General features: G+C 35.2%; 9 protein-coding genes. 1 reads left to right on the forward strand and 8 read right to left on the reverse strand.

Annotation, left to right across the window (positions count from 1 at the left end):
• Positions 1-265 precede the first annotated feature (265 nt).
• A complete protein-coding gene (locus AC1Q7L_RS05465; RefSeq protein ID WP_492306729.1) occupies positions 266-2,071 on the forward strand; it encodes a serine hydrolase in 1,806 nt (601 codons plus the stop codon).
• A 327-nt stretch (positions 2,072-2,398) separates the two neighbouring features.
• Here the strand turns inward: AC1Q7L_RS05465 and AC1Q7L_RS05470 are convergent, their stop codons facing one another.
• From AC1Q7L_RS05470 to ureG, 8 genes are all read right to left on the reverse strand, one after another.
• Positions 2,399-3,211, reverse strand: a complete 813-nt coding sequence (locus tag AC1Q7L_RS05470; protein ID WP_492306730.1) for a DUF4249 domain-containing protein — start codon at positions 3,209-3,211, stop codon at positions 2,399-2,401.
• Positions 3,212-3,214: 3 nt separating this feature from the next.
• On the reverse strand, positions 3,215-5,551 hold the full coding sequence (locus AC1Q7L_RS05475) for a TonB-dependent receptor (protein ID WP_492306731.1): 2,337 nt from the start codon (positions 5,549-5,551) through the stop codon (positions 3,215-3,217).
• A gap of 367 nt (positions 5,552-5,918) precedes the next feature.
• The gene (locus AC1Q7L_RS05480; protein ID WP_492306732.1) at positions 5,919-6,809 is read right to left on the reverse strand and encodes a helix-turn-helix domain-containing protein; all 891 of its coding nucleotides are present in this window, start codon (positions 6,807-6,809) and stop codon (positions 5,919-5,921) included.
• 52 nt (positions 6,810-6,861) lie between these two features.
• Complete coding sequence (locus tag AC1Q7L_RS05485; RefSeq protein WP_492306733.1) at positions 6,862-9,114, reverse strand: TonB-dependent receptor; 2,253 nt, start codon at positions 9,112-9,114, stop codon at positions 6,862-6,864.
• A 278-nt stretch (positions 9,115-9,392) separates the two neighbouring features.
• Positions 9,393-10,283 carry an urea transporter gene (locus tag AC1Q7L_RS05490; RefSeq protein WP_492306734.1) on the reverse strand — a complete coding sequence of 297 codons (891 nt, stop codon included), beginning with the start codon at positions 10,281-10,283 and terminating at the stop codon, positions 9,393-9,395.
• Positions 10,284-10,406: 123 nt separating this feature from the next.
• On the reverse strand, positions 10,407-11,108 hold the full coding sequence (locus tag AC1Q7L_RS05495; protein WP_492306735.1) for a hypothetical protein: 702 nt from the start codon (positions 11,106-11,108) through the stop codon (positions 10,407-10,409).
• Positions 11,109-11,121: 13 nt separating this feature from the next.
• Positions 11,122-11,907: an urease accessory protein UreD gene (locus tag AC1Q7L_RS05500; RefSeq protein ID WP_492306736.1), complete on the reverse strand. Its 786-nt coding sequence runs from the start codon at positions 11,905-11,907 to the stop codon at positions 11,122-11,124.
• Positions 11,908-12,546, reverse strand: a complete 639-nt coding sequence (gene ureG / locus AC1Q7L_RS05505; protein ID WP_492306737.1) for an urease accessory protein UreG — start codon at positions 12,544-12,546, stop codon at positions 11,908-11,910. It abuts the gene before it with no gap.
• Positions 12,547-12,592: the final 46 nt, after the last annotated feature.

Below are 12,592 nucleotides of genomic sequence, written 5' to 3' on the forward strand. Positions count from 1 at the left end.
GTTAAAGTTGTGTTAATCTTTTTTTAATATCTGATTTTTAATAATGCTAATTTTTAATGCAAAGTTTGTTGAAATTTTCATTTTAAGTTATATCAATTCATTCATGAATGTATTTTATCTCTTATAATTCACTTTATTATTTTTAATTTCTAAAATATAACTTACACGACGGTAAATAATTATCAATTATTGAAATAACACAGAAAACATTTTATCTGATATTCATAAAACTTATCTATTTTTAGCCCATCAAATTAAAAATAGAATGAAGGCTAAAACTCCTTTTTACATTGCTCTCGTTTTCGGAATGATGGCAACTCCTTTTTCGGCACAAACAGACTCTCAATTAAAAAATGAAATATCTAAAGTAGAATCAGGATTGATGCCTGTTGTTCGGTTTGAAGGTGAACCTCTCTGGACTTTAGAATCCCGAATGAAATATTACAATGTTCCCGGAGTGAGCATCGCTGTCATTAAAAATTCTAAAGTAATATGGAGTAAAACCTACGGATTTGCAGATGTAGAATCTAAAACTCCTGTGAATTCCAACACGCTATTTCAGGCGGCATCTATGAGTAAACCAGTGAGTGCTTATGCTGTGCTAAAAGAAGTGGAAATGGGAAAAATTGATCCAAATGCAGATGTAAATTCTTATCTGAAATCATGGAAAGTTCCTGAAAATGAATTCACAAAGCAAAAGAAAGTAAGTCTCAAAAATATTGTCAGTCATACTGCAGGTTTTACGGTGAGCGGATTTGCGGGTTACGAAGTTGGCCAACCTATTCCGACATTAGTTCAGGTTTTAAATGGACAAAGTCCAGCCAATTCTCCCGCTGTCGTTGTTGATAAACTTCCCGGAACACCTTTTCGTTATGCCGGTGGTGGATATTGTGTGTTACAACAAATGTTGATAGACCTTGAAGGAAAAGATTTCGCCTCAATATTAACTGAAAAAGTACTTTCTCCTCTGAATATGAAAAACAGCACTTTTTCTCAACCTTTATCGGAAACTCAGGCTCAGTTTGCTGCTACAGCTTATAATGAAAACGGAATTAAAGTTCAAGGAAAATACCATGTTTATCCTGAATTGGCCGCAGCAGGTTTGTGGACAACAGCAGAAGATTATGCAAAGTTTGTGATTGATATTCAAAATACGCTGAGCAATAAAAGCCAGACAGTTATTTCTAAAAAAACAGCCGAGGAATTTACAACTCCATTTATTGATCCATTCATGGGATTAGGTATTTTTCTTGAAAATAGAAATGGTAAGGTCTACTTCACTCACGGTGGTTGGAATGAGGGGTTTTCCAGCAAATCTATAGGAAATAAAACCAGCGGTGACGGAATTGTAGTTTTAACGAATACCAACAAACCTGCATTTATTGAAGAACTTATCCGATCGGTTGCAAACGTTTATCAGTGGCCGAATTACGTGAATTCAATTAATAAAATCCTAACTACTACCGAAAAAGATTTTAACAACAATATTGGTCGCTACAAATCTGATAAGTATGGTTTTTATAAAGTTTATCAGGAGAATGGAAAGCTAATGGCCATCAATAATACGGAAACTCCAACAGAACTTATTAAAGTAGGTGAAGACACTTTTGCAATTCGGGATTGGGATTTTCAATTTAAATTTATAAAAAATAGGAAAACAGGAAAAAGGGAATTGATACAAATTCTGGGGGACAAAACCATAAGATCTAAAAATCCACAAATGAGTGCTAATGAAAAGACGCCACTAGAGCTTATTTTGGAAGGAAATTTTGATAAAGGTTTACAATTATATCAAAAAGCAAAATCTGAGGACATCAATCACAACCTACTTTCGGAAGGATATTTGAATGGAGTCGGTTATGCTCTTCTTCAACAAAAACAACCCAACAAAGCCATTGATATTTTCCGAGTGAATACTCTACTCTATCCTAAAAGTGAAAATGTGTACGATAGTCTAGGAGAAGCTTATCTGGGAGCCGGACAAAAGGAAAAAGCCAAACAGAATTATCAAAAAGTATTGGAAATAAATCCTAAAAATGAAAATGCCACTAAGGTTTTAAAAACATTATAAAAGAAATTGCCTTCATTATTTTGGAGGCATTTTTTGTTTTAGAACTTTTAATTCAGATTAAAATAAACCGATTTGAACTTTTTATTTAAACCACAAAAGATACAAAAGCTATAATTGAACTTTTTAAAATTTAGCCATTTTGAAAACAAAAGCCCTCAAAAGATAAAAATCAAAGATTTTTAAAAGCTTATGTGTTCTTGTTTACAGTTCATTATGAACTTAAATAAGTAATATATTCAGTCTTTTGTGCCTTTTGTGGTTTAAACAAGTTCAATAAAAAAATCCCGACTTTCGCCAGGATTTCATTAAGTTTTTCTCAAAATATTTCTACTCAATCACAATACTTCTATTACTAACCGTATGCGCTGAAAAATATCCTAAAGCTCCGTTATTAATATTGCTAGGAGGATTGGAAGGCGTAACACCTCCACCGGGGCCACCATCTCCAGAAATCTGAAGAAGAGCGCTATAATAAGTAAAAATATTATTGTCGATACTCTGCATTTCAACATGAATGGTATCTCCTGCCACAACTAAAACATCGTCCGGTTCATCGCCATCATCGTTGGGAAGAAACAGAGGACGTTGATTCGGCAATCCGTTATTCACGTTATCTGAAAAAACTTCGAATGTCTTTTTAGGTTTGTCATTAACGGTAAAATTAAAAAGATAACGGTTCCCTAATGCCTGAGGATCAGTAAAAACAGGTAAAAGGGTGTATGTTGTTGTCCCTCCAAACACAAAAGAATCCTGCGTTAATCCATCAAAATTCACTTCTTGAGGCATCGTACTTTGGGCAGTATATTCTTTTCCTTCTGCCTGAATTTTCAATGTATAAGTTCTTCCCACTACTCCGCTGAAAGCTGTGGTTTTATATTTTCCATCGCTAACATATTGCAATGTTTCGGTCTGACCTGTATTATCGCTTAAAACAACCTGAGCATTGGTAACTGCAGGATATTGATTGTTTTCTGTAAAAGCCACAGATTTTGTTATTCTCACAAAATATGGACCAGGTTGATTGGTGATATTAGCTTCTATGACAATGTTTCCAGCCTTGTTGTCTAGATCTAAATCGATTTCTTTTTCGCAAGACGTTAATAAAAACAGGGATAATATGATAAAAAATGTATTCTTCATGATTTAAAATTTGAAATTGTAAGTGATGTTTGGTACCCAACGGAATAACGAAGTCTGCATAGCGCGGGTCGTCCCTGGATTGTTCGGATTATCTTCAAAAGTAATCGTGTAGGCATTTTCACGACCGTACACATTGTAAATTCCGAATGACCAAGAGCCTTTGAAACGTTTTGTAGATTCCGGTTCATAGGTTGCGCTCAGATCCATTCTGTGATAGGCAGGCATTCTGTCGGCATTTCGGTTACTGTATTGGAAAATTGTTTGTCCGTTCAGTTCATATTTTCCGGTTGGGAAAGTCACCGCATTTCCTGTGCTGTAAAGGAATAATCCTGAAAGTGACCATTTTTTACTCAATTCATAGGTTGCAACGATAGAAAGATCGTGGGTTTTATCCATTCTGGCGTTGTACCATTCGTTATCGTTGATTCCGTCTATTTTTCTTTCTGTTTTTGATAAAGTATAGGAAATCCAGCCCGTTAGTTTACCGCTTTTCTTTTTAGCAATTAATTCTAAACCATAGGCTCTCCCTTTACCGAAAAGTAATTCACTTTCAACGTCTGCAGCGGTATCAAATGAGATCTGAGCCCCATTTTTAAAATCGATCTGATTTTGCATTGATTTGTAATACACCTCAGCATTAATCTCATAATTATTGTTATTGAAATTTCTGCTGTAGCCTAAACTTACCTGATCTGCAATTTCAGGCTTTACGCTGTAACTGCTTCCAATCCATTGATCTGTAGGATTTCCGCTGCTGCTGTTGCTCAACAAATGTAAATTCTGTGTGTTCCTAGAATACCCTCCTTTTACACTGCTCACCTCATTAATTCGGTAATTTGCCGTAATACGAGGTTCAAGATTTACATATGTTTTTCCAAATTTTCCTTTTTCTAAAAACCTGCTGTCTGTGAGAACTCCGTTTTCATAACTATTAAACGTGTCACCACCTAAAACACTGAAACCGGAAAGTCTTAACCCATAATTAACCGTTAATTTTTCGGTTGCTTTAAAATCATCATTGATATAGACTGCATTTTCCCATGAAGATCTCGGATTTCTAGGAAAACTGCTCACACTCGTACCCGAAGCACTGCTTGGCGTAATCGTATGATAGATAGACTGTAAACCAAAACGAACCGAATGTTTATTTCCTGCAAACCATGTGAAATCCTGTTTAAGATTCCAGTCTTCAATCTGAGAATCTAGTCCGAATGTATTGTCGTTGCTTTGTAAGCTTACTTTATAGTTGTAGTTGCTGTAAATTAAAGACGTATTGGAGAATAATTTACTATTAATAATGCTGTTCCAACGAAGTGTGGCCGTCGTATTTCCCCAATCTGTTGAAAAAGTATCGCCTAATCCCAAAACATCTCTTCCAAAATATCCTGATAAATAAAGACGGTTATTTTCATTAACCTGATAATTTGCTTTAAGATTTAAATCATAAAAATACAGTTTGCTGTCTTTAAAATCGTCGGTTGATTTCAAAAATAAATCAGCATATGTTCTTCTTCCGGAAACAATGAATGATGATTTTTCCTTTTGAATCGGGCCTTCAACGCTCAATCTGCTGCTTATTAAACCGATTCCTCCGTTGACGTTGTAATCTTTATTATTTCCGTCCTTCATTTTAACATCCATCACTGAAGAAAGACGTCCGCCGTACTGTGCGGGGCTGTTTCCTTTGATGATACTTGCATCTTTTAAGGCATCACTGTTAAATGTACTGAAAAATCCAAGTAAGTGGGAAGCATTATAAACAGGCGCCTCATCCAACAATATTAAATTCTGATCGGTAGCACCTCCTCTTACACTGAATCCACTGCTTCCTTCACCATTACTTTTAATTCCCGGTAAAAGCTGAATCGTCTTCATTACATCTTTTTCACCAAATAAAACAGGTAGTTTTTCTATATTTTTGATGCTCAATGTTTCCGTACCCATTTGAGCGGTTGAAAGATTTTTATCTTTTTTAACCCCAGAAATAATAACCTCATCGATATTGGCAGTTCTTTCCTGTTTTTCTTCCTGAATTAAGGGAAGATCCAATTTAATATTTTGATCAACTTTTATATTCTGTTCAAAATCTTTGTAACCCGGATAAGAAATAATCATTCTGTAATTCCCCTCCGGCAGGGATAAAGAATAGAATCCGTATTCATTGGCTACCACATTGATGGATGGATCTTCAGCCACTTTTACGGTCACTCCGATCAGTAATTCGCCGTTTTTCTGGTCTTTTACAGTTCCGCTTACCGAGTATTTCTGCTGGGCTACAGCTAAAGTACTGAAACAGAGCGCAGCCGAAGCAGCCGCGATTTTAAAAAAAGATGTTTGCATTCAGTTTATTATTTAATGTAGTAGATTTTTTAAATATTAAAAAAGTTTATTGATGTTAATTAAATGAATGAAATAGGAAATCAATTGAGCAAAAAACATTCATTTTTTCTCATTAACAGGCCTATTTTAGAATATTTCACTGCAAAGATAAATATCAACTTGAAATAAAAACTCTTTGATGTCGAAATTATTGTCTTAGTGTGAATAAAAAACTAAATATTAAATTCTATGGTGATGTTTTTTCTTCAATTTTTGGATCTTTTATTGATTGATTGTAAATAAAAAAGCCTTTAAATATTACTATTTAAAGACTTTATATCTTAAACTCATCAACTTTCGAAAAAGAAGAATATTAATTAGAATTAACTTAGGAAACAATCATTTTATCTTTCAAGAATTCTGTTCTGTAATCTTTAGGAGTAATTCCTGTAATTTTCTTAAAAAGTTGGGTAAAATGGGAAGCTGTATGGAAATTAAGCTCATAAGCGATCTCCGCTATATCTTTACTTGAATGCAATAAGGCTTTGCTGTAATTAATATCCATTTCGTTAATCCATTGTTTGGGTGACTTTTGGGTTACATTTTTGATACATTTTGTGAGATAATTTTCTGTAACAGACAGTTTATCGGCATAAAAAGCAACTCTTTTTTCGCCTACGTGATATTTAAACAAAATTTCCCGAAACTGAAGAGATAATTCCATTGGACGACTGGCTGATCTATGATGATTATTGGAATCTGTACTTAAAATTTTAACTAAAATAAGATGAAGCATAGTAATAATTACTTCATTCAAATTCAATCCATTAAGCCATAATTCCTGTTCCATAATGGTAAGAAGCTGGGTGATTGTTCCGTACGTAAGCGTATCCAGATTCAGAAAAGGAGGCATGAAAAAGATGCTGGTTTTATGCTTTGGCAATTCCTGTTCAGATAAAATATTATTTTCGTAGGCTAAGAAAAACCCTTCAGCATCATCTGATAATTCGATGGTTGCCGTAATCGTTCCTTGTTTTATAAAAATAACTCCACTTTTTTCGGCCTGAAACTCTTGATTATCCAAATACTGCTTGATATGACCATTCGTAATAAAAATGATAAAGTTAAAAGTCGTTCGGTAAGGAATAACAGGCATGAGAATCCCTTTTAGGTAATCTTCAAGCCTGTAAAGCTGTATATCTGCGTTGTTAGACAGTATTTTCTCTGTAATGTTCGGGAGAAAAAGCTTCTTATATTGAAAATTGGAAAGTACTTCCATATCAGTTAATTATCATATCTAGCGTTATACAAATTTAATGCTGAAATTCTATTTAAAACTTATAAAATACACCCATTTTTATTCCGAAAGGAATTCCTGGAGTGTAGGTAATGTCTGTGATAGGTTCGGCTTCATTTTTTAATTGGGTTTCTGTAGCAAACTGGGCTTCGTTCCACTTTACATTGAAAAGATTGTTGATCTGTAGGTTTGCTCCCCATTTTGCACGATTGTAAGAAAGTACAAGATCATTCACAAAATAGGCTTTTGTGCGGAGGCTATTATCTTCAACGGCTGGTCGATCGCCCAAATAACGATATTGTAAACCAAGAGAAAAACCATTCAGAAAATCCCAATTTACGGAACCTGTGCTCGTTATTACCGGAGCCAACGGAACATAATCCTCTCCTTTTTTCTCGTCAACAAATCGGGCGTGAGAATAATTGATATCAGCATTCAAATACAGATTTTCCAACGGTTGAAAACGAATTCCCAAATCTGCTCCATACCGTCTTGATCTTCCGGAAGGTTCTACTACAGCATCATCTCCCACATACACAAATTCCTGCTGTAAAGCTAGATACCAGATGGTTGGTGTAATAATTAATGACTTGAAAGGATGTAACCTAACTCCAAGATCTCCGCCGATAGAATACGGTAAAGTTTTCGCATCTTTTTCCTGAACAACCACCCTCATGTCATTAGAATGGAATCCCATTCCTGTTTTCAGGAACCACATAATCTTATCATTGGCGGCGTAAGAGAAATTAAGTTTTGGACTTAATCTTGTTCCCTCAGATGATTGTCCGGAAGGCAGTTGCTCATAATCCAACAAATTATGCATGTTGAAAATGAAATGATCTACTCTTAAGGCAGGATTAATCGTCCATTTTCCTGTTTTCCAAATCAATCCTGAATAGGCATGAAGATTGGTTTCTGTTCCATTCACATCAGCCATTTTATCTAACAATAAATCTCTGTGATAAACATGATTAAGCTGCAATGTATTAATATCATCATTTCGGAATCCTACTCCCGATATCCAGTTTAATGAGCTGTTTGGCAGAGAAAAACTTTTGGTATATTTAATTTCAGTTCCGTATATATTTCTGCCGTCTTTCTGCTCGATTTCGTCGCCGTGATCTTTATCTTTTAAATAAAATGTAAAATCAGAATACAGGTTAAAATTATACTTAGAATACCATGCCATCGCTTCAATTTGTTCAGATGGAGAAATGATATGTTTGTAATTCATCTGAAGATTGGTTCGTGAAGTACTTCCACCTTCTGTAGGATCAATGCTTCCCCAGCGGTCAATAATCCCTTCATTTACGGCACGTTCAGGGATTTGTCCGGACGCATTCCATGAAGAATTGAATGTTGAAAACTGAATATTAAAATAATCTTTATCAGTAATCCATTGGTTGTATTTTCCGAAAATATTGACTCTGTTGAAGTTTTGTTTTACATCAAACGAACCATCAGTATAATTGTATTCCGCGGCTACGTAAGCATTTTGCCTTTTATTCGGATCATTAATGATATTGAACATTCCCAACATCCTTTTTGAATTAAAAGAACCTCCTTCCAGCTTTACCATGCTGTTTTTCAGTTTATCATATGTCTGAAAATCTACGTAACCGGCAGTATCAAAATCTCCTCGATCCATGTAGTAAGCTCCTTTTCCAAAATCGATATTATTAACGGTTTCAGGAATGATAAAATGCAGATCTGAATATCCCTGTCCATGAGCATGAGAGACAATATTCACGGGCATTCCGTCTACATTTACACTGACATCGGTTCCGTGATCGGCATCAAACCCTCTTAAAAAAAGCTGTTCCGCTTTTCCTCCTCCTGCATGTTGAGCGATGAACAATCCCGGAACTTTTCGTAACAAATCCTGAGCAGAATTTACAGGAAATTTATTCAAATCAACCTTTGTGATTGCCGAAAGAAACGAGCTATGATTAATCTCTACTTCAGAGATCTGAAAAAGCTTATGCTGAAGAAAAACAACTTTATTTTTATCTTCATCACTATTAATCACCAATTTAACCTCATCATAACCGTTATGACTTACTACCAAAGTATCCGGGAATGACTGAACATTAAATTTAAATGATCCATCAGATCCCGAATGTGTATGATCATTTCCATGATTGTATTTTATCAAAGCATCATTAATCGGAAATTTATCGTCTGCATCTTTAATAAATGATTGCTTTTCTGAGGTTTTTTCCTGCGCCAGAACGATTCCGTTCATCATTAAGGCCAAAAAAGCAACCATTATTTGAGTTCTCTTCATTGATATTCTTTTTGAATGATTTTAAAACATGCTTAAACTTTTATTTTTTAACCACAAAAGGGACAAAAGCTATTTGAATACATAACTTCTGTTTAATTATCAGAAAACAAAGTTCTCAAAAGAATAAAAATCAAAGATTTTTAAAACTAATGTGTTCTTTATTTATGGTCTATTAATTAACTTAAAATACTAATGTGTTAATCTTTTGTATCTTTTGACTCCGTCGAATCTTCGATTTGTGGTTAATAAAAATTTAAACAAGCCCATTATGAGATATTTTAGTTTTCTTTTTTAGAGATAAAAATTTTCTGAATTAATAAAGTAATCCATGTTCCTGCTACAAACGGAAAAGTAAGCACTCCGCCGACTTCAGTAAGAACATGATTATCAATTAATAAATCATCGATTCCGACTGTAATTAATACAGATACAAGCACCCATAATCCATCCATTTTTTTGAAACCTGAAAAAACAATGGCAGAAAGCACGGCATTAAAACCGAATAATCCCATATGAACTTCTTCAACAGATTCTCCATTCACATGAGAAATATAAGCTCCCAAAACAGAGCCTGCAAAACCATATAAAGCGGCGGCGGGTGAACTGATGAAAACGGCTAAAAAGAAAATTATTCCTGATAATATTCCACCCTGAAAAATAACTTCTCCGAAACCATTAATTGGAGTTATTACCTCATCATAATCAAGATTTTCGGCTTTCGCACTGATTAATTCTGATGGCGGAATATGCGTAAAATGATGCAGCACAAAAACACTTACCCAAATGATAATGATAAATGGAAAAGTAAAAACCGGAATCTTTTTAGCAATAAAAAAATGCTGAATAATTGCTGCCAATGCTCCACCCAAAATAATAAGAATCCAGATTAAAATGGTTATCTGAAATATGAAAGATAAAGCAACTCCCACCAAGGCAGCACTGAAGCCGTATAATCCTGCATTTATTTCGGATTTATCATAATTCAGCTTCATTGCGGTGAATGTTCCGACACTTGTGGACAAGAGAACAGCAATACCGCTTTCCCAACTTCCCATAAAAATCCCGATAAGGAACAGAAGGCCTGTCCATCTGTTTTCCTGAAGCATAATTTGCCCGATTCCTTTTAAAATATGATCAATAAAAGGGAATTTTTCAAAAATTTTATTCATAGTTTTAATTTATAAATGATTAGACGAAGGTTGTGAATTGTGAATAGTCAATTTGGCTTTGCCAGTGAATGATATGACAAGCGAAGCGAATTCACTATTGACTTTTGACTATTACCCCATTCGCTACCAGCCTAAAAAGACCATTCCTATACCGCATATCGTAACTACTGCTCCACTTATCACGCCCATGTAACGTTCCAGTTTTTCGGTATTGAATAAGGTTGAATATCCGTATCTTCCGAGCAAAACCATCCCCAACATCGTTGCAACTGTTGTTAATGTAAACGGAAGTACCAATGCCAGAATTTCAGTTACAGAACGGTTTAATCCTGAATAAAAAAGAAGCGGAGTAAGCGGTTCGCTCGGTCCCATCACGAAGATCATGAACAGGACAAATGGCGTTACTTTTATTCTGCTTTGTGGCATTACTATTTCGGTGTGATTGTGCTCGTACACGTAAACATCATCTCCCAATACATCAAAATGTTTGTGAGGCTTATTTCTTGCTGCCTGAATCAATCCATAAATAAGATAAGCAATCCCAAATATGAGCAATGCCCACCCCGAAATATTCCCTCTGATGTCCTGAAACCATGCAAACTGATTAAGCTGCCATCCAAGAAAAACTCCGATCGCGCCTATCACTAAAGAACTCAAAACATGACCAAAACCACAGGCAATTGTCAGCAAAATGGTTCGGCTTCTGCTCCATTTTTTTGATTTAGATAAAACAATAAATGGCAGATAATGATCCGGCCCCGTTGCGGTATGGATAAAACTTATAGAGATGGCACTTAGCATTAATGCCCAAATAGTTGCATTCATTTCTTTATTTTATTTATTCTAATTCCCAAAGGATATCCTGAACTTTAAGGAAAAAATTATACATGATTTCTCCTCCATTTCCCAATGCTCTAATGATAAATCCGTTATCTTCCATTGCTGAAATACCGATTTCCATTTCATGTTGGGATTCTATTTGAGTGTAGATGATTTCGATCAAATCATTTTTATTTACATCCTTTTTTGTACTGTAAAAAATAAGAGTTCCTTGATGAGTATATTCTTCCAGATTTCCGATGCTTTTAATAGGAATTAAATCAGGTTGAATCAGCACGTTATCTTTCACCATTAATTTATCTTTATGGTAAATTTCTGTGAGATTCTGGAATTTTTTAAGCTTAAAAAGTTCCCCGTAATGCTTTCGTCCACAAGTGATGATCTCCGCCATAATTACCTGACTGTTTTCACCAATATTGATGTTTGCCTTACTTTTAAAATTCGAATCTTCATGCGGAACCACAGGGTGCGGAACATAGGCAAAAGAGGTATTATCTTCCATGGAAATATTCAACTGCTGAACGGCTTCATCTTTCATATTGAATAATCTTTGATACGACTGCGACTGAAGTTGTAACGCAGAACCTTTTTCCAACTCAATATCCAACTGATAGCGGTCACCGTCCAGAATTCCGGGAGAAGAACTCATCACGATCTGATACAGTTTGTTATCATTTTTCCTTTGTCCGACAGAAACAACACGGAAAGGAGGTGATACAAAAAGATCTTTCACGTAGGATTTTCCGGCTTTGTGTCCGGCTATGATATGTAAGCGACTATCCATTTATCTTACAAGATTCGGTTCTTCGATTTCTTCCAATAAGGCGTATTTTTTTACCCAACCGATCACTTTTTCAAGACCTTCATCAGTTTTAAGGTTGGTAAATACGAAAGGAGTTCCGTTTCTCATTCTTCTGGCATCATTCTCCATCACTTCAAGGCTTGCGCCTACGTGAGGAGCTAAATCTATTTTATTGATAATCAATAAATCAGATCTCGTAATACCGGGACCTCCTTTTCTTGGAATTTTTTCACCTTCCGCTACATCAATAATAAAAATTGTAACGTCCGCAAGGTCAGGACTGAATGTTGCAGAAAGATTATCACCTCCACTTTCAATAAATATCAATTCGATCTCCGGAAAACGCGCTGCCAATTCATCTACCGCTTCCAAATTCATACTTGCATCTTCACGAATGGCTGTGTGAGGGCAACCGCCTGTTTCTACTCCGATAATTCTGTCGTGAGGAAGAAGACTGTTTTTAGCCATAAATTCTGCATCTTCTTTGGTGTAAATATCATTGGTAATTACCCCAAGATCATATGTTCCGTATAATTTTCTGCTTAATCTTTCCAATAAAGCTGTTTTTCCTGAACCAACTGGTCCGGCTACTCCTACTTTTATATATTTTCTATTTTCCATTTTAAATTGCTTCTGTTTTTTATTTTTATCGCAAAGCCCGCAAGGA

It is taken from the genome of Chryseobacterium sp. GW823-FHT05E08, assembly GCF_058795655.1.

Coding starts and splice junctions, on each gene's coding strand:
- AC1Q7L_RS05495 (WP_492306735.1), bottom strand. CDS start 11,108: ATGAATGCAACTATTTGGGCATTAATGCTAAGTGCCATCTCTATAAGT.
- AC1Q7L_RS05470 (WP_492306730.1), bottom strand. CDS start 3,211: ATGAAGAATACATTTTTTATCATATTATCCCTGTTTTTATTAACGTCT.
- AC1Q7L_RS05500 (WP_492306736.1), bottom strand. CDS start 11,907: ATGGATAGTCGCTTACATATCATAGCCGGACACAAAGCCGGAAAATCC.
- AC1Q7L_RS05490 (WP_492306734.1), bottom strand. CDS start 10,283: ATGAATAAAATTTTTGAAAAATTCCCTTTTATTGATCATATTTTAAAA.
- ureG (WP_492306737.1), bottom strand. CDS start 12,546: ATGGAAAATAGAAAATATATAAAAGTAGGAGTAGCCGGACCAGTTGGT.
- AC1Q7L_RS05475 (WP_492306731.1), bottom strand. CDS start 5,551: ATGCAAACATCTTTTTTTAAAATCGCGGCTGCTTCGGCTGCGCTCTGT.
- AC1Q7L_RS05485 (WP_492306733.1), bottom strand. CDS start 9,114: ATGAAGAGAACTCAAATAATGGTTGCTTTTTTGGCCTTAATGATGAAC.
- AC1Q7L_RS05465 (WP_492306729.1), top strand. CDS start 266: ATGAAGGCTAAAACTCCTTTTTACATTGCTCTCGTTTTCGGAATGATG.
- AC1Q7L_RS05480 (WP_492306732.1), bottom strand. CDS start 6,809: ATGGAAGTACTTTCCAATTTTCAATATAAGAAGCTTTTTCTCCCGAAC.